Annotated in this window: 22 protein-coding genes and 1 pseudogene; 18 read left to right on the top strand and 5 right to left on the bottom strand. The window is 33.6% G+C overall.

The genetic code is table 11. The features are described 5' to 3' along the window. The first annotated feature begins 2 nt into the window (after positions 1-2). The 7 genes from cydC to MKO96_RS05160 all read left to right on the top strand — a co-directional run bounded on the left by cydC (position 3) and on the right by MKO96_RS05160 (position 8,419). Positions 3-1,727 carry a thiol reductant ABC exporter subunit CydC gene (gene cydC, locus MKO96_RS05190; RefSeq protein ID WP_240586892.1) on the top strand — a complete coding sequence of 575 codons (1,725 nt, stop codon included), beginning with the start codon at positions 3-5 and terminating at the stop codon, positions 1,725-1,727. Between the two features lie 162 nt (positions 1,728-1,889). After that, positions 1,890-3,023: a hypothetical protein gene (locus MKO96_RS05185; RefSeq protein ID WP_087980235.1), complete on the top strand. Its 1,134-nt coding sequence runs from the start codon at positions 1,890-1,892 to the stop codon at positions 3,021-3,023. A 121-nt stretch (positions 3,024-3,144) separates the two neighbouring features. After that, a complete protein-coding gene (locus MKO96_RS05180) occupies positions 3,145-5,706 on the top strand; it encodes a glycosyltransferase (protein WP_240586891.1) in 2,562 nt (853 codons plus the stop codon). 19 nt (positions 5,707-5,725) lie between these two features. Then, the gene (locus MKO96_RS05175) at positions 5,726-6,856 is read left to right on the top strand and encodes an aminotransferase class I/II-fold pyridoxal phosphate-dependent enzyme (protein ID WP_240587386.1); all 1,131 of its coding nucleotides are present in this window, start codon (positions 5,726-5,728) and stop codon (positions 6,854-6,856) included. Then, on the top strand, positions 6,849-7,415 hold the full coding sequence (locus MKO96_RS05170) for an acyltransferase (protein ID WP_087980237.1): 567 nt from the start codon (positions 6,849-6,851) through the stop codon (positions 7,413-7,415). The genes MKO96_RS05175 and MKO96_RS05170 overlap by 8 nt, the downstream gene beginning before the upstream one ends. A gap of 246 nt (positions 7,416-7,661) precedes the next feature. Beyond that, positions 7,662-7,883, top strand: a complete 222-nt coding sequence (locus MKO96_RS05165; RefSeq protein WP_140386735.1) for a hypothetical protein — start codon at positions 7,662-7,664, stop codon at positions 7,881-7,883. 89 nt (positions 7,884-7,972) lie between these two features. Then, a complete protein-coding gene (locus tag MKO96_RS05160; RefSeq protein ID WP_240586890.1) occupies positions 7,973-8,419 on the top strand; it encodes a DUF6376 family protein in 447 nt (148 codons plus the stop codon). Between the two features lie 89 nt (positions 8,420-8,508). Here MKO96_RS05160 and MKO96_RS05155 read toward each other — a convergent pair whose 3' ends face one another. Next, positions 8,509-9,510, bottom strand: coding sequence for a S66 family peptidase (locus tag MKO96_RS05155; RefSeq protein WP_240586889.1), 1,002 nt, complete (start codon positions 9,508-9,510; stop codon positions 8,509-8,511). Between the two features lie 188 nt (positions 9,511-9,698). Here MKO96_RS05155 and MKO96_RS05150 point away from each other — a divergent pair, with 188 nt between their 5' ends. Continuing rightward, positions 9,699-10,652, top strand: a complete 954-nt coding sequence (locus MKO96_RS05150) for a D-alanyl-D-alanine carboxypeptidase family protein (protein WP_098275059.1) — start codon at positions 9,699-9,701, stop codon at positions 10,650-10,652. A 245-nt stretch (positions 10,653-10,897) separates the two neighbouring features. Further along, positions 10,898-11,500, top strand: a complete 603-nt coding sequence (locus tag MKO96_RS05145; RefSeq protein ID WP_240586888.1) for a nitroreductase family protein — start codon at positions 10,898-10,900, stop codon at positions 11,498-11,500. Between the two features lie 41 nt (positions 11,501-11,541). On the opposite strand, the gene MKO96_RS05140 is transcribed toward MKO96_RS05145, so the two are convergent. After that, a complete protein-coding gene (locus tag MKO96_RS05140) occupies positions 11,542-11,712 on the bottom strand; it encodes a DNA mismatch repair protein MutT (RefSeq protein WP_140386736.1) in 171 nt (56 codons plus the stop codon). A 698-nt stretch (positions 11,713-12,410) separates the two neighbouring features. Here MKO96_RS05140 and entFM point away from each other — a divergent pair. Further along, entirely contained in the window at positions 12,411-13,697 is a 1,287-nt protein-coding gene (gene entFM, locus MKO96_RS05135; RefSeq protein ID WP_240586887.1) for an enterotoxin EntFM, read from the top strand. A 98-nt stretch (positions 13,698-13,795) separates the two neighbouring features. Here entFM and MKO96_RS05130 read toward each other — a convergent pair whose 3' ends face one another. Beyond that, complete coding sequence (locus tag MKO96_RS05130; RefSeq protein ID WP_240586886.1) at positions 13,796-14,560, bottom strand: alpha/beta fold hydrolase; 765 nt, start codon at positions 14,558-14,560, stop codon at positions 13,796-13,798. Between the two features lie 240 nt (positions 14,561-14,800). Between MKO96_RS05130 and MKO96_RS05125 the strand changes: the two genes are divergently transcribed. From MKO96_RS05125 to hitS, 3 genes are all read left to right on the top strand, one after another. Continuing rightward, a complete protein-coding gene (locus MKO96_RS05125) occupies positions 14,801-16,561 on the top strand; it encodes an ABC transporter ATP-binding protein (RefSeq protein ID WP_240586885.1) in 1,761 nt (586 codons plus the stop codon). 88 nt (positions 16,562-16,649) lie between these two features. Continuing rightward, the gene (gene hitR / locus MKO96_RS05120; protein WP_000612742.1) at positions 16,650-17,327 is read left to right on the top strand and encodes an envelope stress response regulator transcription factor HitR; all 678 of its coding nucleotides are present in this window, start codon (positions 16,650-16,652) and stop codon (positions 17,325-17,327) included. After that, a complete protein-coding gene (gene hitS, locus MKO96_RS05115) occupies positions 17,324-18,397 on the top strand; it encodes an envelope stress sensor histidine kinase HitS (protein WP_240586884.1) in 1,074 nt (357 codons plus the stop codon). The genes hitR and hitS overlap by 4 nt, the downstream gene beginning before the upstream one ends. Positions 18,398-18,421: 24 nt before the next feature. Here hitS and MKO96_RS05110 read toward each other — a convergent pair whose 3' ends face one another. Then, positions 18,422-19,015 (bottom strand): DUF3139 domain-containing protein, encoded by a 594-nt coding sequence (locus tag MKO96_RS05110; protein WP_240586883.1) that lies wholly within the window; start codon positions 19,013-19,015, stop codon positions 18,422-18,424. 190 nt (positions 19,016-19,205) lie between these two features. Between MKO96_RS05110 and MKO96_RS05105 the strand changes: the two genes are divergently transcribed. From MKO96_RS05105 to MKO96_RS05085, 5 genes and pseudogenes are all read left to right on the top strand, one after another. Then, positions 19,206-19,925, top strand: coding sequence for a 3-ketoacyl-ACP reductase (locus tag MKO96_RS05105; protein WP_240586882.1), 720 nt, complete (start codon positions 19,206-19,208; stop codon positions 19,923-19,925). A 140-nt stretch (positions 19,926-20,065) separates the two neighbouring features. Next, a pseudogene (locus MKO96_RS05100) lies at positions 20,066-20,737 on the top strand (O-methyltransferase). 53 nt (positions 20,738-20,790) lie between these two features. Further along, positions 20,791-21,231 carry an ASCH domain-containing protein gene (locus MKO96_RS05095; protein WP_240586881.1) on the top strand — a complete coding sequence of 147 codons (441 nt, stop codon included), beginning with the start codon at positions 20,791-20,793 and terminating at the stop codon, positions 21,229-21,231. Between the two features lie 125 nt (positions 21,232-21,356). Beyond that, on the top strand, positions 21,357-22,229 hold the full coding sequence (locus tag MKO96_RS05090) for an aminoglycoside 6-adenylyltransferase (protein WP_240586880.1): 873 nt from the start codon (positions 21,357-21,359) through the stop codon (positions 22,227-22,229). Between the two features lie 117 nt (positions 22,230-22,346). Beyond that, positions 22,347-23,174 (top strand): peptidoglycan-N-acetylglucosamine deacetylase, encoded by an 828-nt coding sequence (locus MKO96_RS05085; RefSeq protein WP_240586879.1) that lies wholly within the window; start codon positions 22,347-22,349, stop codon positions 23,172-23,174. Positions 23,175-23,263: 89 nt separating this feature from the next. Here MKO96_RS05085 and MKO96_RS05080 read toward each other — a convergent pair whose 3' ends face one another. Further along, the gene (locus MKO96_RS05080; protein ID WP_240586878.1) at positions 23,264-23,872 is read right to left on the bottom strand and encodes an NUDIX hydrolase; all 609 of its coding nucleotides are present in this window, start codon (positions 23,870-23,872) and stop codon (positions 23,264-23,266) included. Between the last annotated feature and the right edge of the window lie 41 nt (positions 23,873-23,913).

Raw genomic sequence — 23,913 nt, 5'->3', positions numbered from 1 at the left:
AGATGAGTAACTGGATTAAACCTTATATACAGCAAAATAAAGGTAGAATGACTTTAACTATTTTCCTTGGTCTTCTTGGAGTTAGTTCAGGTGCGATGTTACTTTTCATTTCAGGTTATTTAATCTCTAAATCTGCTCTTAGACCAGAAAATGTAATGGCTGTATATGTTCCTATCGTTGCAACACGTGCGTTTAGTATAGGACAAGCGGTATTTCATTATTTAGAGCGTTTAGTTGGACACGATGTCGTACTACGCATATTAGAAAAGATGAGAACGAAACTATACAGAATAGTAGAACCGCAGGCTTTATTTTTCCGTTCACGATTTCAAACGGGCGATATGTTAGGCATATTATCCGAAGATATAGAGCATTTGCAAAACCTATATTTACGTACAATATTTCCTAGTCTATTAGCATTAGTTGTATATAGCATATTCGTACTTGTTATCGGTGCATTTGACGTAGTATTTGCACTTATTGCAGCATGTATGTTGGCTATTATCGTCTTTCTGCTTCCGTTTGTATCATTACTTTTAATGAAGCAACATCATGTCACTTTAAAACAAGGAAGAAGCCGTTTGTATCAACAATTAACAGACGCTGTTTTTGGGTTATCTGATTGGCAAGCAAGTGGTAGAAAAGATGAATTCATTGATAAGTATGTAGAGCAAAATGCTCAGTTGTTAAAAACGGAAAAAAGAATGAAGCGCTGGAATCATATTCGAGACAGTATCATTCAATTAGTAGTGGGGATTGTAGTTATTTCAATGATCATATGGACTGGAAATGAGGCGGCAAGTGAACAGATTGCACCTACCGTTATTGCGGCTTTCGTCTTAATGACGTTATCAGTCACAAACGCGCTTATTCCTCTTTCAGATGCTATCGATCGAATTCCATCATATGTAGAATCTGCTCATCGTCTAAATAAAGTAGAAGCTAATGATGTTTTACAGGATGAAAAGGAATTACATGAGGATAAAGATTATGTTGCATCAAAACATATAGACATTGAATTAAATAATGTATCATATAGTTACCCAGATAGTAATGACTTTGTATTGAAAGAAGTATCACTGCAAATAAAGGCAGGAAAGAAAATCGCCATTTTAGGAAGAAGTGGAACAGGAAAATCTACTTTGTTAAAATTGTTAGCAGGTGCGCTAAGCCCGTTACATGGTGAAGTTTTATTGAATAGTGAACATGCTCATACGAATCTTTTATCAAAATATATTTCTGTATTGAATCAAAAGCCGCATTTATTCGATACGACAATTGGAAATAATGTGCGAATCGGTAAACCAGAGGCTACGGATGAAGAGATATGGACAGCTTTAGAGAAAGCACAATTAGCTTCGCATATAGCTTCTCTTCCAGATGGATTGCAAACAAAAATGCATGAAATGGGGAAAAGGTTTTCTGGCGGGGAAAGACAACGGGTTGCTTTTGCTAGAACGCTCATGCAAGAAGCTCCAATTATTGTCCTTGATGAACCTACGATCGGCTTAGATCCAAAGACAGAATTATCTTTAATAGAAACAATGTTTTCTGCAACGGAAGAAAAGACAGTAATTTGGATTACGCACCATCTTGTTGGAATTGAACATGTAGATGAAGTTATATTCCTTGATCGTGGTCAAATTGTGATGCAAGGTAGTCATGAACAACTTCTGAAAGAAAACGAGAAGTATCGTATGCTATATGAGTTAGATAAAGGAATATAGTTTGAATAAGTAATAATTGTAAAATAGCTACGCCTAATGGTGCAGCTATTTTTGTTTTGAAATGAATATTCTATTCTTTTTTAATGATGGATTGCAGATGTATATGATCGTTACGAATGAAAAATGAATTTCATATTATACATATAATGGAGGGGGATATACATGAAGGAGCAGTATAAAATTATTGTTTTAAGTGATGAAGTATCAGGGGAAAGGATTCAAAATGCATTAGACAAAAATAAATGTAAAATAATAGTTCATGTTGTAGACGTTTCAACTATTATTCGTATAGAAAATTCTTTTCAATATATAGTCATTTGGAGAGTGGACGCAGAAAAACTTACAAATGAATTGATAAACAAGGGCGTGCAAAGTAAAAAAATTATTAATTTAACAAAATACATGTATGAATGGAGGCATAAATTAATTTCTATATATCAAATAAATCCGGATCTTATGTTTTTATACATGTCTATGAAAAAAGTAAAGAGTGATCCCACGTATGAATTGTTTGCTACCGGTTTGTCTTATCCGTATTGTGGCATAAGTACGGAGCTCCTCTCAAAAAAGTCAATAAAATTAACACTTCCATCGCAAGATCTATACTATGATTATTTAATAGCGTCACAACTTCTATCAAACGATCATTCATTTCAATATTGTTTGATAGGAATAGCCTATTTCTCTTTTTACTTTGACATGTCGTTATCATCTGAAGCATATAGAATTCACAAAGTATATTATCCATTGTTTCAAGACGGTCATCATACTGTAGTTCATTCTCCTCTACCCACTGATGGATTCTCACATCTAGATACTCCGAAACCACTTTTTTCTATTTTTAATTTGCATTTTGAATATATTTTATTAGACGAACTAAAAGATGAATCATTGATACTACCTTGGATAAATGCTGAATGGAATACTACTCCCCTTCATATTCCTTTTGAAGAACATGGGAAAATGAGAGCAGCTTCGCATGCTAAATTGTCATATCCTCATACTTTAGTTGAAAATAAAACGATTTTCAAAAAATATTTAGAACTACTGTTAAAACATGATATAAAACCACTAATTGTTGTATTCCCTGTTACTTCACATTATTTCAATTGTAGTAGTAAGAAATTAAAAGAAGATTTTTATAAAGTTATAAATGATTTTCAAAGTCAATATTCTTTTCGGATTATAGATCTATTTGATTCACCATTATTTTGTGATGATGATTTTTATGATAGTGATCATATGAATAAAAAAGGTGCAAATAAAATGTCCGCGTTATTAAATATGTTTATTTAGGAACGAAAAGTATGATATTTTTTTTCATGTTTGCATAAAAGTATATAGGCTCCATACAGTTAAAATAATGTGATTTTCGTGTCGCGTATATAAATAATATGCGAAGAGGTGAGAGAGTAAAATGAGAACTCGTATTGAAAGAACTGAAGAGGTGGTAGATCAACTTCCATTGGTAAGTGTTTTAATTCCTACGTATAATCGTCCTCGCTACTTTGAAGAGGCATTATGTAGTGTGTTAGAACAAACGTACCCTAATATAGAAATTATAGTTGGAGATGATAGCACGAATGACGAAACAGAAAAGGTGTTACAAAAATACTTATGTGATCATTCAAATATTATTTATATAAAAAACAGGTCAACTCTCGGACAATTTGAAAATGCTCTAATGTTATTTAATGAAGCGAACGGTGAGTATGTAAATTTTTTAATGGATGATGATTTATTTCATGTGAATAAAATTGAAAAAATGATGAAGTATTTTTTCAATGATCTAGATAATGAAATTAAGCTTGTAACATCTCATCGTCAAGTAATTGATGATAAAGGAGAAGAATTACGCCATATTTATTCAACTGTTCGTTTATTTGAAGAGGATATGATTATAGAGGGAACAGAATTAGGGAATAGGGTAATTGTCGATCAAAAAAATTATATTGGAGAACCGACAACAGTTTTATTTCGTAAAAATGATTTACAAGAACCGTATGGGATTTTTGATAAGAGGAGGTATCTATGTAACGTAGATATAGCTTCATGGTTATCTTTATTAAGTAAAGGAAAAGCAGTATATATAGCAGAGACACTTAGTTACTTTCGATTACATCAAGATCAACAGTTAAATGAATCTAATAAAATGATGGATGGATTAGAAGATTTTTCACATAGTATTATAGCAGGAGAAAAATATGGTTTCTTATCCACCGAAAAAGAATTAGACAAAGCGATAACAAATTTTCTAGATTATGCAAGAAGGATAGTTCCATCATCGATATTATATACATTAGACTATTATCAAAAAATTAAAGAAAAGAAAATAAACATAGAAAAGAAAAAACAACATATAAATAATAATTCTCTTTTACCGAAAGTAAGTATACTGATTCCTGCGTACAATAGACCTTATTACTTGGAATTGGCACTCAATAGCGCTCTGAATCAAACATATGAAAATATTGAAATTGTTATTTCTGACGACAGTACAAATAATGAAGTCAATGCTATGATTCAACCGTATTTACGTGAATATGAGTGTATTACATATGTTCAAAATGAAACGCCGCTAGTTGCTGAAAACTTTAATAAGTGTATAGAACTTGCGAACGGAGAGTATATAAACTTTTTATTAGATGATGATTTATTTCATCATGAAAAGATCGAGAAAATGATGGAATACTTTTTGAAGTTAGAAAATATTTCATTTGTGACGTCATATCGTGAACTGATTGATGAGAATGGAGAGATATTACCATCCTCAACATTGAATATGAAAATTGCGAAAGAAACTACACTTTTTGAAGGCAAAGAATTAGGGAATTACATATTAAAAAACTTAAAAAATATAGTTGGTGAACCGACAACTGTTCTGTTTAATCGAGATTTGTTTGAAGGGAAGTTTGGGTATTTTAAAGGGAAGGCGTATTCTGCTATTAACGATATTGCAACATGGCTAGATATGATGAGGAAAGGAAAAGTAGTTTATATACAAGAACCTCTCAGTTATTTTAGACAACATAGTGGACAAAATCAAAAACAAATGCACTTTATATTAATGACAATTGAAGAATGGATTGAATTAATTATAGATGCGTATAATAGTGGATTTTTAAGTTCTGAAAGAGATTATAAAGAGAGTTTATCTTATTGTTTAGAAAATGCGGGATTTATAGTTAAGGATGCAGTAAGAAATGGTGAACTAGATCAAATTTATAATGAAAAGATAGAAAAAGGGTTAAACAAGCTAGTTGCTCATATGTTTGAGAAAGAATGTTGTTATTGTCAATATTGCAATCAACAATTTGGGAAATTTTCCCCATGGCCAGCACATTATGATTTTCCGAAATATAAATTTGAGATGTGGAATAAAGATACAGGGATATGTCCAGTTTGTAGTTCGATGGATCGTGAAAGATTGTATCGTGCATACATTGAAACAGAAACGGACTTGTTAAGTAGAAAGTATACTATGCTTCATATTGCACCTGAAGCGAAGTTAAGAGATTGGTTTAACGAGTATGAAAATATTACGTATGTATGTGGGGATTTAGAACCAAAGGATCCACTAATGAAGGAAATTGATGTTACAAGAATTACATATGATAGTAATACTTTTGATGTAATTTTATGTAGCCATGTATTAGAACATGTTCCTGATGATGATAAAGCAATGCGAGAGTTATATAGAGTTTTGAAGCCAAATGGATGGGGGATTATTCAAGTACCTATCGTAATGAATGTAGATTCTGTTATAGAGAATGAATTAATTGTAACACCACAATTGCGGAAATTAGCTTTTGGTCAAGAAGATCATGTGAGAATTTATAATCAATCCGGATTCATTCAACGATTAATAAATGCGGGATTTAAGGTGGAATTATATAATGTAGCTGAAAAACAAGGAATGAAAAGTGCTAGGAAATTTGGACTATCTGAAACAGATATGCTCTATATTGTCCGAAAATGATAGGAAGGAATAAATGGATATGGAGAATATTCCTTTTTTACGTGCTTCAACTGTACCTGTAATTGAGTATTTGGAAGAATTGAAGGAAATTGATACATCTCACATATATACGAATTATGGGCCTATAAATCAACGTTTTGAGGAAACAATTATGTCGGAATTTTTTCAGAACAGGGGAGCTGTTACAACAGTAGCAAACGCAACGTTAGGGTTAATGGCGGCTATTCAACTTAAGAAAAGAAGAAAAGGAAAGTATGCCCTCATGCCTAGTTTTACATTCCCTGCGACTCCATTAGCGGCTATTTGGTGTGGATTGGAACCTTATTTTATTGATATTTCAATAGAGGATTGGTATATGGATAAAACAGTACTTTTGGATAAAATTGAAGAATTAAAAGAAGAGGTTGCGATTGTTGTCCCGTACGCCACTTTTGGATCATGGATGAACTTAGAAGAATATGAAGAATTAGAGAAGAAGGGTGTTCCGGTTGTCGTAGATGCGGCACCGGGATTCGGATTAATAAATGAAAGTATGCATTACGGTCAGGATTTTAGTGGAATGATTGTATATAGTTTTCATGCAACAAAGCCTTTCGGAATTGGTGAAGGAGGGCTTATATATAGTAAAAACGAAGAAGATATACAACGTATTAAAAGAATGGGGAATTTCGGATTTGATAAAAATCGTGAATGTACGATGATGGGGTTTAATTGTAAAATGTCTGAATATGCAGCCGCTATTGGGATTGCAACTATGAAAAAATGGGATCAAAAATTAAAAGAACGCACCCGTATTTCTGAATGGTATAAACAGTTGTTACAAAATACTGGGTTAATGAAAAAAGGGTGGCAAGTCCAAAAGGCAGAAGTAGTTATTCAACAATTTATGCCTATTCTTTGTCCAGAAGAAGTTCACAACATACAAGTAATAGAAGAACTGAAAAAACAGAAAATAGAAGCTAGATTATACTTTTCACCATCTTGCCACCAACAAGTACTTTTTAGAAACTATAAGTCTACAGATTTAACAAAAACGAATAAAATAGCAAAACGAATAGTAAGTTTACCTTTATGGGAAGGAATGACGAAAGAAATAGTAGAACAAATTGTAAGCTGTTTAGGGCAGAAGGTGGTTTGGGCAGATGAATAGTTTTTATAGTCTAGAAGAACTAAAGAAAATTGGGTTTTTGTCTGTTGGGAAAAATGTATTGATTAGTAAAAAAGCAAGTATATATAATCCGGGTGTTATATCAGTTGGTAATAATGTAAGAATTGATGATTTTTGCATTTTAAGTGGTAAAATCACAATTGGAAGTTATTCGCATATATCAGCGTATACAGCGTTATATGGAGGGGAAGTTGGGATTGAAATGCATGACTTTGCAAATATCTCAGCTAAAACAATAGTATATGCAGTAATTGATGATTTCAGTGGAAATACTTTAATGGGGCCAACTGTCCCGAGTCAATATAGGAATGTGAAAACAGAAAAAGTTGTTTTAAAAAAACATGCGATTATTGGTGCTAATTCTATTATTTTTCCAAATGTAACTATTGGAGAAGGCACGGCAGTCGGTGCGATGAGTATGGTAAAAGAGAGTTTAGATGATTGGTATATTTATGCGGGAGTTCCCGTAAGAAAAGTAAAACCTCGTCAAAAAAAGATGCTAGAGTTAGAAATTGATTTTTTAAAAAGCATTCATTCTTAAAAAAAGAATGAATGCTTTTTATTTTTATCCCGCTATTTGCCGGGCAGTAAAACCTCACCTCAAAATTCAGCGAAAGCAAAAAAGCTAGGTTGGGGCCTCGCTGCCAGTAAAAAACCGATTGGTGAGGGCTGATTAAAGTTTCACTTTATGATAAAGCAGAATGTATCTTAATTTATTATGTTTTAAATTTTGCTGACCAAGGCAATACTGAGCCATAGTGAATGTAAAGTTGGAGGGCGAGTGTATATGTTTGAAGAGGATGGAATTGTTTTAATTATGGAGCCTGCTGATGAAAGAAACTTGAGGAGATTTATTTTTTCAGTACCAAAGTCAGTGTATGAAAAGAAGGGGCTTACATTACACTATGGAGCAGCTATCGGACAAGGATATATGGATATAATTGAAGATATTATTAGCGTACATATAGAAATAGATGTTGTAACGATAATAGGGCATGTGAGAGGTTAAATAGATATTTGAAAAAGGTTGTAGGTGATTTAGCTAGAAGTTATGATAAAGAAGATTACAGACAAGTATAATGAAGAAGGGAGTCTAAAATGAAAATCAAATCAATTTTATTAGTATGTATAGTTTCAATTGGTTTAATGGGGTGTTCACTAGTAGAGCAAGGAAAGAACTCCATAGATTATGCTCAAAAAGCGACAGACTATGTAAATGAAATAAGTGCATTTGCAAATGATGCACCAGGATTAGCTGAAAAGGCTGTTAATGATAGCGAAGCTCGAAAAGAGTTAGAAACGAAGCTTAGTGAAATTAAACAAGATATACCTGCTTTCAATGAATTAACACCACCTGATGTAGCGAAGGATCTTCATCAGCAAATCGTCGGATATAACGAAAAGTTAAATACATTAATTGATACGGCAATGACGAAGATAGAAGAAGGAAAAGTGGATGTAGAGCAATTTAAAAACTCTGAGCTTATGCAGACGATAGATCAAGTTCGTGATTTGAAAGAGAAGGTTCAAAATTTAGGACAATAATAAAAAAGCTCCGTTTGTGATGAACGGAGCTTTTTTATGTTTTCTAATGGAAAGTTTATAATATTTTCTTCCTATAATATAGGCGTTTTTTATATCTTCCATTTTTCTAAAATATGTATTGTTTTATTGGTTACATCCATGTTCACTTGAACACCTATCGGCATAGTGATCATCGGGTGGGTATGACAACAATCAAAGTCAGCTAATAAAGGAATGCTTTGGTTTTGCAGTACTTCTAATAATATTTCGTACGGTTTGCGATTTGTACCACAATCATCAAACTGCTCATGTTTTCCAAGAATAATACCTGAAACTTTATCAAATACGCCGTTAACTTTAAGTAATGAAAAGCTTCTTTCAATAGTAGCTGCATCTTTTGAACTATCCTCAATAAATAAAATATCCCCATCTTGAATACATGGCATATAAGGACTACCCCAAATTCCTTCTATTGTATTTAAGTTCCCTCCAATAATACGTCCAGTAGCTTGTCCATTTGTTACGGAAATCCAATTGTTTGGTCTAAGTTCTTTTTCTTTCGTTTTCACTTCCCAATTAATAAATTCATCTGACCAAAATAAAGGCTGTTTTATGTTGTAAGGAAGCGATTGATCATGTAGTAATGTTTCTACAAAATATTTGTATGTATAATCTACAAAAGGCTCAAATTCTCCAAAGGAGGGGACGAGTGCCGGACCATAGAATGTAGGGATTCCTGTTTTAGCATAAATCCCTAGCAATAAAGCTGTTGCATCTGAATAGCCAATCATTATTTTAGGGTTATTTTGAAAAGCTTCATAATCAATATAAGGTAATAATGAATTAGAATTCATACCGCCAATTGTTGACATAATACAAGATACATTAGGATTCCTTATTAAAGCATTCAGTTCCTCGGCACGCTCTTGTATACTGCCAGAGCGATAATAATCATATCGACCTGTTAGTGAACCTTCTAATATGTGAAATCCTTTCTGTTGTAAATAAGATTTCGCTCGTTCAAATCTTTTAGGAGAAGTGTAGGTTGCTGGTGAAGAGGGCGAATAAATGCCGATTGTGTCTCCGTATTTTAATGTTTTTGGAAGTAGCATCGTAAGAATCCTTTCTATTAAGTAGTTAAATTACGACAATATAAAATTAAATATTCTTATATTTCGATATTTTAATTGTAACATAAATGTATTAGATGAATAAATATGCTTTTTTCCTTGACGATATAAAGTAATTATTGTTATGGTTAAACGTGAGTGTATAAAAGGTTTGCTAAAGGAGTTTTGAAATGAAGCGGTTAAAATGGGGGAGGCTGACGATCCTAGTAGTCATTATTTTAGGGATATGTTGGTTCTTATTCCAAGGAACTCAAAAGAGTGCAACAAATATAGAGGGACAACCTTTACAGGTGGCAGAACTACCTAAAACAGAATTAGCTGAAAAAGTAGTGCCACCAAAGTACATACCACCGGAAATTGATGCAAAAGCAGCTATGATTATCGATGCGAGTAATGGAGATATTATTTATCAACATAATGAAAATGAAGCTTTTGCGCCAGCAAGTATGTCTAAGATGATGACAGCGTACCTTCTATTAGAAAATGTACATAATGGGAAAGTTCGCTGGGAAGATCCGGTGAAAATGAGTGCGAAAGCGGCACAAACAGAGGGTGCGAGAATCCCAGTCCAAGTGAATGACACATTAACTGTTAAAGATTTGTACCATGCATTAATGATTGAATCGGCAAATAATTCGGCTGTAGCTTTAGCAGAACATATGGCAAAAACAGAGAAAGATTTCGTTCAACTTATGAATGAAAAAGCAAAGCAGTTAAAAATGTCGGATTATGCTAAATTCGCAAATGCATCAGGACTACAAGAACCTGATGGAAGTGAGACGAAGATGACAGCTGCTGATGTAGCAAACTTGGCGTATCATCTAATAAAAGACTATCCAGAAATATTAGAAGTGACTCACTTACGTCAAAGTCAGTTAGCATTTAATAATATTAATGTTGTAAGTACAAATGATATGTTAAACAAAAATAATAAAGCTTTATATATAGAAGGAATAGACGGATTAAAAACAGGATTCACAGATAGCGCAGGGTATTGTTTTACGGGTACAGCAAAACAAGGTGATACTCGTATTATTACAGTTGTAATGGGAACGAAAGGTAAAACGAAGCGTTTTACAGAGACGAATAAGTTAATGTCTTATGCATTTGGTTTAGTTAATTAAGTAAAATACTGAGTTAGATCATCATATAAAAAAGGCAATTTGTTGTTACTCATTATAGGTAACAATAAATTGCCTTTTTATTGTTAATATTAGGAAGTAAAAAGGTGAAAAATGGGAGTGTTATTATTTGAGTTTATTATTGATTGTTGATAGTATAAAGTTAGAAACTTATTAATGATAAGTTTTAAGAGGCAGAACATGATGTATACATATGAAAAAGCCTCAAATGAAAATTGGAGGGAATTATGATGGCAAAAGATTTTTACTCAGCAATTGAAGACAGAAGATCTATTTACGCGATTAGTAAAGAGCAAGTAGTTTCTGATGAAAAAATTCAAGAAGTGATTTATCATGCTGTAAAACATACACCTTCAGCTTTTAACTCTCAGAGCGCCCGCGTTGTCGTCTTGCTAGGAGCACAACATGATAAGTTATGGGATATTACGAAAGAAACGTTACGAAAAATTGTACCTGAAAATAATTTTGCATCTACTGAAGAAAAAATGAATGCATTTAAAAGTGGTTATGGAACGGTTTTATACTTCGAAGATAGTCAAGTAGTGGAAGAATTGCAAGAAAACTTTGCATTATACAAAGAGAACTTTCCAATTTGGTCTCAGCAATCCTCAGGAATGTTACAATTTGCAATTTGGACAGCTTTAGAAATTGAAGGATTTGGTGCTACATTGCAGCATTACAATCCATTAATTGATGAAGAAGTGAGAAAAGAATGGGAAGTTCCAGAAAACTGGAAACTTACTGCGCAAATGCCGTTTGGTAAACCGGTGGTAACTGCAGGTGAAAAAGAATACCAACCTTTAGAAAATCGTGTGAAAATTTATAAATAATGCGAGATAAAAGGTGAACAGGGATACAACCTGTTCACCTTTTATAAGTAATAAGGATTTTTTTGATAGGAATTTTTCATCTGATCTTTTAATTCGTTTTTACGTGTTTCAATGGTTGATATTTTTTGTACGGTAATAATTGAAACGAATTGAAAAAAAGCATAGTACAATTCTATATTTTTATTTATAGGATCATCTATTATGTTTTTCATAAATATACCTCCTTTTTTAATCCCATTATTTGCGGGCAATACGACTTCCATCTCAAAATTCAATGTACCGCCCTGTAAAAGTTCGATAGGTTTCAGTGTAGGGTAAATAAAATTTGTATTGGTTAAAATACCACTATATATATGATAATATAAATATCCTATAAATACCATAGTTAGTGAAAAGTGGGTAGTGGTGTGTGTGTTTTCGCCAAATTAGAACAGAATTTTTGAAGTTAAATCTTACAAATCGTCAAATCTTTTATAAGTGATAGATAGTATCAAAAAAGTTTTCTGAAAATATTATACTATTGATAAAAAAAGCATTTTTTGTCATGATAAGAGTATGCTTTATGTAAGGGACTTTACTAGAAAATACATTCTTTGCATTGGATTAGATGAATAGAGTTTTTCAAAGTGGATAGAAAATGTATATTAAGATAATGAATGAAATGTCGAATTTTCAATGAAATACATAAGAGAATTGAAAAAAGCATTGCAAAAACAATAAGTTTAATGGTAAAGTTCACATGAAGTTCACACGGAATTCACTTCATTCATTTAAAATGAACTCTGTGTGAAAAATAAAACTCTTGTTAAAAAATGGAACTTAATGAATATTTTACTTTAATAATATTGTAAAGTATTAAGTTTATAAGTTTTTTAAAGAGGATAGTAGGGAAAGGAAGTAAAGACAACTTATGAAAAAAGTAATTGCAGGTTTAGCAGCAGCTTCTGTAGTGGGTGTTGCAGTTCCAGGTATGGATTCTGCTCAGGCTCAAGTTTCAAATGAGGCGCTAAAAGAAATTAATGGACAAACTCAAACTCAAACGACTGTAACTGAAACAAAAAAGGTAGAAACAACTTCTGAATTAAAATACACGGTAACAGCTGATGTATTAAATGTACGTTCAGGTGCTGGTACAGGACATAACGTTATTTCTAAAGTGAAATCAGGTCAAGCACTACAAGTAATTGGACAAGAAAACGGTTGGTTCAAAGTAACTGTAAACGGTCAAACTGGTTATGTAAGTGGTGACTTCGTAACGACTGGTGGTAAAACAGGAACTACTGTTCAACAAGGAACTGGTACTTACACAGTAAACGTTTCTTCACTTAACGTACGTACAGGCCCAAGTACATCTCATACAGTATTAGGCTCTGTAAATAAAGGTAAAACAGTACAAGTTGTTGGAGAAGTACAAGATTGGTTTAAAATCAACTTCAATGGTGGAACTGGATACGTAAGCAAAGACTTCGTAACAAAAGGTGGTTCTGCTGTATCTAACGAAACACAACAACCAACTACAAACAACAATACTACTACAGTTCAAACTGGTGGTTCTTATGTTGTTAACACTGGTGCTTTAAAAGTACGTACAGGCCCAGCTACATACAACGCTGTAATCGGTGGCGTAACAAACGGTAAAGTATTAAACGTTACTGGCGCTGAAAATGGTTGGTACAAAATTAACCATAACGGCCGTACAGGTTACGTAAGTGCAGACTTCGTTAAGTTTGTAAAAGGCGGAGTAAACAACGTTACAAATAACAATAACAATAACGTTACAAATAACGTTCAACAACCAGGTAAAGACGTACAAAAACCAACAACAGGTGGAGATACATCTTCAATCGCTGGATTCGCTAGATCTTTAAATGGTTCACCATACAGAACTGCTGGTACAACACCTGCTGGTTTTGACTGCAGTGGATTCATTCACTACGTATTAAATCAAACTGGTAATAAAGGCGCTCGTCAAACAGTTGCTGGATACTGGAGCTCTAAAACAAAAACTAGCAATCCACAACCAGGTGATTTAGTATACTTCCAAAATACTTATAAATCAGGTCCTTCTCACATGGGCGTTTACTTAGGAAACGGTCAGTTCATTAGTGCAGAAACTGATGCAACTGGTGTACGTATTAGTTCTGTAAGTAACTCTTACTGGAGCAAGCACATGTTAGGTTACACAAAAGCATACTAAGAAAAAGTAGTTTATATACTTTTCGTATAGAGAAAAGGCTTTCCAGGGAAACTTGGGAAGCCTTTTTATAGTTGAATAAATTGGGAATGTAGTAGTGTTTACTGTAACTTCCCATTTAAAAATCGAGCGTATAGGTCATGGAAGTAGTTCGGGCGAAATAAGTTTGCTGCATGTCCTGCTAACGGTATTTCTTTATATAAAACGTTAGGAAGAATGGACTTTAAATCAAAAAGACAAGATTTATAGAGATGATCATGTTCACCCATTACCCATAATATAGGGTGGGGAAGTGATTTTAATTTAGATTTTAAATCGAATTCTAAACGATGCCGTAATGACTGTGAAATAATTGATGAATGTAATTGCAATCCGAAACGGTAATAAATATTTCTTGAAATGACTGCGAACGGATTTGCCTTTAGTATGCCACTTGGAAAAATGGTATTTGCGTATTGAGAGAGCCATTTAGAGTATTCGTCTCCGCGCTTCTCCCAAAATTTTTGAAATACGTTATATAAAAGGGATGGATTATTATAATGTCCACCAATATGACAAATGCTTAATACTTTTTCTGGATGCATTTGTGCAAAAATTGTAGAGATATAACAGCCATAACTTAGAGCGCAAATATGAGCCTTTGTAATACCTTCGTTTTCATATAATTTCAATAGTTGATCTACGAGGCGCTGTAATGAAAATTCGATAGCTTCTCCTTTATCGTCGCCGTGACCTAATAAGTCATAAGTAATAATGTTGTAAGAGGCGGAAAATCGCTTATGCTCTTTTTTGAAGGCACGACGATTGCCGACTAAGCCATGAATAAAAATGATTGTTTCCTTTTCAGAATGTATATTTGTTTGCAAAAAGGATACTCCTTTCAATAACGGGAGATTTATATAGTATTGTAAATTGGTTATCTAAAATTAACATAGAATAATATTAAGCACCAGGTAATAATATCAGATGTTTATATCTGTTGTAAAGATGCGTTTGTATGTATATTTTGTAAAAATAGAAAAAGTGTGTTTACATTCAGTTTACATTTGTATTGTATTCTATTTTTAGAAAGAACAGTTTGGTTTAACACGAGGAGATGAACAAAAATGGAAGTTAGAAATGAGATGGAGAAAAAAGGGAGCTGGAGGCAGTTTTTACGCCTTATTCAAGATACAAATCCTCCAAAGGGGATTCTTGCTTTTGCGTTATTAATGAGTTTGCTTTCTACTGGAGCAAGTTTATTTATACCGATGTTAACGAAGGGATTAGTAGATAATTTTTCACTTTCGTCAATTAGTACAGGACAAATTGTTGGGCTAATTGCATTCTTTATTATGCAAACTATAGCCGCGGGATTATCTATATATTTACTAAATTATATAGGACAGAAGATTGTAGCTGGACTGAGAGAACGTTTGTGGAAAAAGGTACTTATTTTACCGGTAACTTATTATGATCAAAATAGAACAGGCGATACAATTAGCCGTATGACAAATGATACAGGAGTTGTGAAAACATTAATTTCTGAGCATTTGTCAAATTTATTAACAGGCGGTATTTCGATTGTTGGATCATTAATTGTATTATTTGTTTTAGATTGGAAAATGACACTTTTACTTTTAACGGTTATTCCATTATCAGTACTCATTTTAGTTCCACTTGGACGAAAAATGTATAAGATTTCAAAAGCACTTCAAGATGAAACAGCATCTTTTACTAGTGTATTAACACAAGTGTTATCAGAAATTCGTTTAGTGAAATCTTCGAACACAGAAAAAAAGGAATATGAAACTGGAAATAAAGGTATTGAAAAGCTATTACAATTTGGCTTGAAAGAGGGAAAAGTGCAAGCGTTAATTTCACCAGTTATGTCGTTTGTTTTAATGGCATTACTTGTTATTATCGTAGGGTATGGTGGAATGCGAGTTTCTAGCGGTGCATTAACAACAGGAGAACTAGTAGCATTTATTTTATATTTAGTTCAAATTATAATGCCGATGAGTCAATTATCTATGTTCTTTACACAATTCCAAAAGGCAATTGGTGCAACGGAAAGAATTAATACAATTTTAGAATATGAAGTAGAAGATCATGAAACTGGTGTGAAAGTCACAAATGCTAAGCAACCAATCGTTCTTGAAAATGTACATTTCGAGTATAACGAAGAAGAGAAAGTTTTAAAGAATATTGATTTCACAATTGAATCAGGAAAAGTAACAGCGATTGTAGGACCAAGTGGTAGCGGGAAAACGACGTTATTCTCACTATTAGAACGTTTTTACGAGCCAACTAGCGGTGCCATTAAATTAGGAAAAGACTCAATTACGAGTTATTCATTGCAATCATGGCGACGCCAAATTGGTTACGTTTCACAAGATAGTCCGTTAATTGATGGGACAATTCGCGATAATATTTGCTACGGTGTTGAGGGGGAAGTGACAGATGAAGAAATTGAAAAAGTAGCAGCGATGGCATATGTTGATGCATTTATTCATGATTTGCCAAACGGATACGCAACAGAAGTTGGAGAACGTGGTGTGAAGCTTTCTGGAGGGCAAAGACAACGAATTGCGATTGCTCGAGCGTTACTTCGAAATCCACAAATTCTTATGTTAGATGAAGCAACTTCAAGTCTAGATAGTAAATCAGAGTCTGTCGTTCAAAAAGCATTAAATAACTTAATGAAAGGCAGAACAACGTTAGTTATTGCACATAGGCTTTCTACTGTTGTAGATGCAGATAAAATTATCTTTATAGAAAAAGGGAATCTTACAGGAAGCGGTACACATGATGAATTATTACAGACACATGATATGTATCGTGAATTTGCAACGCAACAATTGAAAATTAAAGAGGGCGCATTATAAAATGAATCATCAGTGGGGTTTTTACTCCACTAATGATTCATTTTTAAAAGTTTTATAAAGGATGCGAATTAGAAAGGAATTGGTTTCTTTGATACCTAACATTTTAATAGTGGACGACGATCCGCATATTAGAGAACTTGTTTCTGTATTTTTAGAACGAGAAGGTTTTCAAACATATGAGGCAATTGATGGACTAGATGCACTTCAGAAAATAGACGAAGTAAAAGTTGATATGGTTGTTCTTGATATCATGATGCCAAATATGGATGGATTTGATGTATGTTTTGAATTAAGGAAATACTATGATATTCCGATTTTGATGCTAACTGCTAAAGGGGAAACGTCTCAAAAAGTAAAAGGATTTCACCTTGGCACGGATGATTATCTTGTAAAACCATTTGATCCTATAGAACTAGTAGTGAGAGTTAAGGCGTTATTGAAACGTTACCAAATTACAGTGTCGCAATCGATTCAAATTGGGAATGTACTGTTAAATCGTAAAACATTTGAAGTTACAGCTGGAGAACAAACAGTCACATTACCGCTAAAAGAATTTGAATTGCTCTTTACTTTAGGTTCTAAAGCAGGAAGAACTTGTTCGAGAGAGCAGTTAATTGAAGATGTATGGGGATATGATTTTGAAGGGAATGAACGTACACTAGACGTTCATATTAATCGACTACGTGAGAAGTTTCAAGAAGAGAAGTCGAAGTTTAGTATTAAAACGATAAGAGGATTAGGGTATCGCTTAGAGGTAAGTAAATGAGGAAAAGAAAACGAATGAGTAAGCTGAAGATGTTGAAAGTAACGGGAGCGGTATTAGCGCTTTTTTCTTTTCTCACTATAATTTGGTCTATCGCATTTTATGTAGCAACTAGTATATTGAATGCTTTTGAAGTAAACGTATCGTCGTTTGTAGCCTTTTTAATTAGTGATATGGTCGGTTTTATATTTATTGTTCTTATCTGGACATTGATTGGGATATTAATGAGACCAAAACGAGAGGCAATGATTTGGACTATTATTGAACCGATACAAAAAATTGCAAAAGGAGACTTCTCCGTAAAAATACGAAATGAAGAAAAGTATGATGGAGAAATTGGTGTACTCGTAAAAAGTATAAATGATATGACAGATGAACTGAATGCGATGGAGAAAATGCGCCAGGAATTTGTATCGAATGTTTCTCATGAAATACAGTCACCTTTAACTTCTATAAAAGGATTTGCTAGAGCACTACAAGATAACAATCTTTCCGAGGAAAAACGAAAGCATTATCTTACCATTATTGAAACGGAAACGACGAGATTATCTAAACTAAGCCAAAATTTACTGAAACTAACTCTTTTAGAGTCGGAAGAGTATACACCAGAAAGAGTGACTTATCGATTAGATCAACAGTTAAAGCAAACTGTGTTAAATAGTGAACCGCTCTGGGCTGAAAAAGAAATTGAATTAGACCTTGATTTAGAAAAAGTGCATATAACTGCGGATCAAGAAAGTATGAGTCAAGTGTGGATTAATTTAATTCATAATAGTATTAAATTTACGCCAAGTCGTGGCACAATTACAATTCAGTTACAAGAATATGAGAAATACGTAGAAATACGTATTCGTGACACTGGAATTGGTATATCTGAAGAACAGAAACAACATATTTTTGAGCGTTTTTATAAAGCGGACTCTTCACGAAATCGTACTTATGGAGGAAGTGGATTAGGTTTAGCTATCGTAAAAAAGGTACTCGACCTTCATCAAGGAAAAATAAAAGTCGAGAGTGAAGAGGGGAATGGAACAGAATTTATTGTTTGTATTCCTAAATATGAAGAAAAGTAGTGTTAGGAGGAAAATCTTCTAACACTATTTTTCTTTAAAAATACATTCCCCGTTACTGCAACTATATTGATAAGCTTTCCCTTCGTTATTCATACGGTATGAATAATGTGATTCTTTATCTTTCTTAAAGTCAACATATGCTTCTGCACCGTTTTTATCATCATCGATATCAATGAATTGAACGTAGCGTATAGAATAATCTTTCTTTTCACTTAAACCTCTTTCTTGCAGGTTTGTATGAATACCGTCTACTAACCCGTCAAACAATGACCAGTTTAAATTAAGATTTTCAAATGATTCAGTATGTCTTCCTAAAATGCCGTTGTCTTGTATTATTTTCTTATTATTATCGTATGTATAAGAGTATGTAAAATAAGGTTCGTCTTTATATACTACTTCTGCATAATAGCCGATATTATAAATGGGAGTATATTTTCCGGTTATGCTTTGTATTTCTTTTTGCTTATAGCCTTTTATAGTATAGAGATAGTCGCTAGTATCTTTTTCTATTACTTTATAATGTAGTGGATTACCAAATATAAAGTACATAGCCAAAAATATGATACATAGTCCGACTGCAGTTAGTGACAAGAACCATTTTTTTCTTTTCATACACATACACTCTCCTATGCTGGATTTATTTTTATTTTACATGAATTATGGCAAAAACATGAGACTTATAAAGTGAAACTTTCTATAGTTACCTATAAGTAACCTACGCACATGAAAGTGCATCATTGCCTTTTTACATAAACACAGATACAATTTTAATATAATACATAACTGAGATGATTAAGGAGTGTTATACTTGGCAGAATTATTACAAGGTAAAAATGCTTTAATTACAGGAGCAGGTAGAGGAATTGGTCGCGCTGTAGCAATCGCATTAGCAAAAGAGGGCGTAAATGTAGGTCTTTTAGCTCGTTCAGAAGAGAACTTAAAAGCTGTTGCGAAAGAAGTAGAAGCAGAAGGCGTAAAAGCTGTTATTGCGACTGCTGATGTATCTTCATATGAAGAGGTAACGACTGCAATTGAAACGTTAAAAAACGGTTTAGGATCTATCGATATTTTAATTAATAACGCTGGTATTTCTAAGTTCGGTAAGTTTTTAGAATTAGACGTTGCTGATTGGGAAAAAATCATTCAAGTAAACTTAATGGGTGTATATTATGCAACTCGTGCAGCTTTACCAAGTATGATTGAACAACAATCTGGTGATATTATTAACATTTCATCTACAGCAGGACAAAAAGGTGCACCTATGACAAGTGCATACAGTGCTTCTAAATTTGGTGTTCTTGGCTTAACAGAATCGTTAGCGATGGAAGTTCGCAAACATAACATTCGTGTAACAGCTTTAACTCCAAGTACAGTAGCAACGGATATGGCTGTAGATTTAGGATTAACTGACGGAAACCCAGATAAAGTAATGCAAGCAGAAGATATTGCAGAGTTTATCGTAGCGCAGCTGAAATTAAATAAACGTACATTTATTAAATCAGCAGGACTTTGGTCTACTAATCCGTAAGGGATAAATTTATAAATAAAAGAAGGGATATTTATTCTGTAATGGAGTAGATGTCCCTTCTTTATTTTTGTTTACGAGACAGAACTTTCTGTATAATAATATGTGAATAGTAGAAAAGTATTGAAAGGGATGGTATTTACATGAGTACGATTGAGAAATGGACGGCTGTTGATCAATATGTGAGTGATGTATTAATACCAAAAGATTCTACATTAGAAGAAGTACTTCAAGCAAACGCTGCAGCTAATTTACCAGCACATGATGTATCGCCAACGCAAGGGAAGTTTTTGCAACTATTAGTACAAATACAAGGAGCTCGAAACATTTTGGAAATTGGTACTCTAGGCGGATATAGCACGATATGGCTTGCAAGGGGATTGCCATTGGGAGGCAGAGTTGTTACATTGGAGGCAAGTGAAAAGCATGCTGAAATTGCACGTAGCAATATTGAGCGTGCTAATTTGAAAGATAGAGTTGAAATATGATTAGGATTAGCGTTAGATTCTTTAAAACAAATAGAAAATGAGAAGTATGAACCATTTGATTTTATTTTCATAGATGCTGATAAACAAAATAACCCTGCTTATTTTGAAGGGGCACTGAAACTATCACGCCCTGGTACTGTAATCATTGGGGATAACGTAGTACGTGAAGGAGAAGTTATTGACAATACGAGTAACGATCCTCGCATACAAGGGATACGTCGCTTCTATGAATTAATAGCTGCAGAGCCACGTGTAAGTGCTACTGTGCTTCAAACGGTCGGAAGTAAAGGGTACGATGGGTTTGTAATGGCAGTCGTAAAAGAGTGATACGGTTCGAAAGTCTATTACACTTATAGTAGATTTTAGGGGAGTGAGAGATAATGAATGAAGCAGCGCAACAATACTGGACGGAGTATTGGAAAGATGCTGAGATACCAAAATCGGTGAGTGCATGGCAATTAGGTGATACCCCAAATAGTCTTGCTCAGCAAGTAGTTGACGGAACGAAAACCGCAACTTGTTCTGCATATCTCTTCTATGAATTAAAGAATATACCGTTACCAACTACAGATGACTACTCTGTTATTTTGGATCACGATGAAAATCCGGTAGCAATTGTAAAAACGATTGAAGTAACAATAGTACCTATGAATGAAATTACAGAAGAATTTGCAATTGCTGAAGGGGATGAAAGCTATAAAAATTGGAAGGAGATCCATGAAAGATATTTCAGAAGTAAATTGAATGAAGTGGGTCATGGTTTTTCTGATGATATATTGCTTGTATGTGAACGATTTAGAAGAATAGATATAAAAAAATAGGAGGAGAGAAAATGAAAAAGATGTTTCAAAAATTATAACATGTATCGTGTGCAACACAGCTAGCTCGTGGACCTCCAACACGCATAAAAATATAAGCTTATATAAAAATTGGAGGTTAGGAATAGATGAGAACTGAAAAAGACATGCTAAACTTAATTATGAATACAGCAAAAGAGGATGGAAGAATTCGAGCTGTCATCATGAATGGGTCACGTGTAAATCCACATGTGAAGAAAGATTGTTTTCAAGACTATGATATTATATATGTTGTAAATGATATACAATCTTTTACGTCTAATCATAATTGGATTCAGAGATTTGGAGAAATAATGATTGTACAAATGCCGGAAGAAATGTCATTAATTCCAGCGGACGAAGACGGGAAATTTCCGTATTTAATGCAGTTTATGGATGGAAATCGAATTGATTTAACGCTCGTTCCATTTGATTTGATAAATAAGTTCGTTGGACAAGATAGTTTAAGTAAACTGCTTCTGGATAAAGATAATTGTATTGTTGAATTTCCACCAGCAAGCGATAAAGATTACTTAATAAAAAAGCCTACAGAAAAAGAGTTTTTAGATTGCTGTAATGAATTTTGGTGGTGTAGTACGAATGTGGCAAAAGGACTATGGAGAGAAGAACTTTCTTATGCGAAAGGGATGTTTGATGGTCCAGTACGAGATATGTTCATCGTAATGCTAGAATGGCATATTGGTATGAAAACAGACTTTACAGGTAATGCAGGAAAGTTTGGGAAGCATTTCGAGCAATATATTGAAAAAGATATGTGGGAGCAATTTAAAAGAACTTTTTCTAATGCAGAATATGAAAACATATGGGAGTCATTCTTTGTCATGGGTAATTTATTTAGGGAAGTAGCGAATGAAATTGCTAACACATATGGGTATCAATACCCGCAAGGTGATGATGACAGAGTGACAAGCTATTTAAAACATGTAAAAGCTTTGCCGAAAGATAGTGCATCGATTTATTAATTGTATAAAGCAGTAAGACTGTCCTATTTATGGACAGTCTTATTTTTGTTCATGAATAATAATTTCTCTAACAAAGTGCAGATGAATCACATATGAAATTTTAGGGAGGTTTTTATCATGTATTATTTTTATTCACCAGAAATGTTTGCCCCATATCAATGGGGACTAGAACGAGATGTTTCGTACGCCTATATGCCATATCACTCATTTTATTATGGAGACTATATAAGCTCATTGCCATACGCATATATCCCTCAAAACTATACAGTACAAATGAAAGCATATGAGCGTGGATCGTGGACACCATTTTCGTGGGTCGAAAAATATGCGTACGCATTTTCAGGACCGTACAATAAAGCGGAAGTAGCTCTTACATTTGATGATGGACCAGATTTAGAATTTACGCCGAAAATTTTAGATAAGTTAAAACAATATAATGTGAAGGCGACTTTCTTCTTGCTTGGTGAAAACGCAGAAAAGTATCCGAATGTAGTAAAACGTATTGCGAATGAAGGGCATGTAATTGGTAATCATACGTATAGCCATCCAAATTTAGCGAAAGTAAATGATGCTGAGTACCGTAATCAAATTATGAAAACGGAAGAAATATTAAATCGTTTAGCTGGTTATGCACCGAAATTTATTCGTCCGCCATACGGTGAAATACTTGAAAATCAATTGAAGTGGGCAACAGAGCAAAATTTTATGATTGTACAATGGAGTGTTGATACGGTTGATTGGAAAGGAGTAAGCGCTGATACGATTACCAATAATGTGTTAGGGAATTCATTTCCTGGCAGTGTTATACTTCAGCATTCAACACCAGGTGGGTATTTGCAAGGATCAGTAGAGGCGCTAGACAAAATTATTCCGCAGTTAAAAACGAAAGGGGCACGCTTTGTAACGCTGCCAAGTATGTTCCAAACATCGAAAGAGAGAAAATAAACTGGAATTTTAAATCAGTCGGGTATTGTCAATCATCCACTATAAAGAATAGGACTCCCAAGTGCTTTAAAATGGGAGTCCTATTTTATTCATAAACTATTATTTTTTAGTAATTCTTTTCCTTGTTCTACAACAAATTCATAGTATGCAAGATCATATGGATAAATATCTTCAAATGTTATCGTTATTGGTTTATTGTTTAAAACAGAAATAGCCGTAAAAGATGAAATCTCTCTTTTTAATAGTTGTAGAAAAGAAGTTGCATGTATTTTCATCACATCGTCTACTTCTTCACCTGGTGCGAATGGAAGTGAATTGATGACATTGTGAAAATACATATGACAAAACTCGCGATCTGTAAGATTTGAAATTTCATAATCTATTTGAAAGATTCCTTTATATGCTAAATCAATCGTTTGGAAAGAAAGCCCTAATTCTTCTTCAATTTCACGAAGGCCACCAATTTGTACATCTTCATCATGCATAATATGTCCGGCTGAAGTAATATCCCATATACCCGGAGCTTCTTTTTTATTTTTAGAGCGTAATTGGAAATATAAGAACATATCTTCATCATCTTTTTCTACAAACCAACAATGAAATGTTTCGTGCCAATCACCGTCACGATGCACTTCATCACGCAATTTCTTCCCAAGTGTATTTCTTTCAGGATCAAATATTGTTAGCCACTCTGTCATTTAAATTCCCCTTTCTTCCAATTATATTATACAATATTTGT

The organism is Bacillus sp. ES1-5, from assembly GCF_022487605.1.
GTDB classification, from domain to species: Bacteria; Bacillota; Bacilli; order Bacillales; family Bacillaceae_G; genus Bacillus_A; species Bacillus_A wiedmannii.
This window is presented reverse-complemented; position numbering and strand designations above follow the sequence as displayed.

Coding starts and splice junctions, on each gene's coding strand:
- hitS (WP_240586884.1), top strand. CDS start 17,324: ATGAGGAAAAGAAAACGAATGAGTAAGCTGAAGATGTTGAAAGTAACG.
- MKO96_RS05170 (WP_087980237.1), top strand. CDS start 6,849: ATGAATAGTTTTTATAGTCTAGAAGAACTAAAGAAAATTGGGTTTTTG.
- MKO96_RS05080 (WP_240586878.1), bottom strand. CDS start 23,872: ATGACAGAGTGGCTAACAATATTTGATCCTGAAAGAAATACACTTGGG.
- MKO96_RS05185 (WP_087980235.1), top strand. CDS start 1,890: ATGAAGGAGCAGTATAAAATTATTGTTTTAAGTGATGAAGTATCAGGG.
- MKO96_RS05145 (WP_240586888.1), top strand. CDS start 10,898: ATGATGGCAAAAGATTTTTACTCAGCAATTGAAGACAGAAGATCTATT.
- MKO96_RS05125 (WP_240586885.1), top strand. CDS start 14,801: ATGGAAGTTAGAAATGAGATGGAGAAAAAAGGGAGCTGGAGGCAGTTT.
- entFM (WP_240586887.1), top strand. CDS start 12,411: ATGAAAAAAGTAATTGCAGGTTTAGCAGCAGCTTCTGTAGTGGGTGTT.
- MKO96_RS05095 (WP_240586881.1), top strand. CDS start 20,791: ATGAATGAAGCAGCGCAACAATACTGGACGGAGTATTGGAAAGATGCT.
- MKO96_RS05110 (WP_240586883.1), bottom strand. CDS start 19,015: ATGTGTATGAAAAGAAAAAAATGGTTCTTGTCACTAACTGCAGTCGGA.
- MKO96_RS05180 (WP_240586891.1), top strand. CDS start 3,145: ATGAGAACTCGTATTGAAAGAACTGAAGAGGTGGTAGATCAACTTCCA.
- MKO96_RS05085 (WP_240586879.1), top strand. CDS start 22,347: ATGTATTATTTTTATTCACCAGAAATGTTTGCCCCATATCAATGGGGA.
- MKO96_RS05090 (WP_240586880.1), top strand. CDS start 21,357: ATGAGAACTGAAAAAGACATGCTAAACTTAATTATGAATACAGCAAAA.
- MKO96_RS05165 (WP_140386735.1), top strand. CDS start 7,662: ATGTTTGAAGAGGATGGAATTGTTTTAATTATGGAGCCTGCTGATGAA.
- MKO96_RS05175 (WP_240587386.1), top strand. CDS start 5,726: ATGGAGAATATTCCTTTTTTACGTGCTTCAACTGTACCTGTAATTGAG.
- MKO96_RS05140 (WP_140386736.1), bottom strand. CDS start 11,712: ATGAAAAACATAATAGATGATCCTATAAATAAAAATATAGAATTGTAC.
- cydC (WP_240586892.1), top strand. CDS start 3: ATGAGTAACTGGATTAAACCTTATATACAGCAAAATAAAGGTAGAATG.
- MKO96_RS05160 (WP_240586890.1), top strand. CDS start 7,973: ATGAAAATCAAATCAATTTTATTAGTATGTATAGTTTCAATTGGTTTA.
- MKO96_RS05155 (WP_240586889.1), bottom strand. CDS start 9,510: ATGCTACTTCCAAAAACATTAAAATACGGAGACACAATCGGCATTTAT.
- MKO96_RS05150 (WP_098275059.1), top strand. CDS start 9,699: ATGAAGCGGTTAAAATGGGGGAGGCTGACGATCCTAGTAGTCATTATT.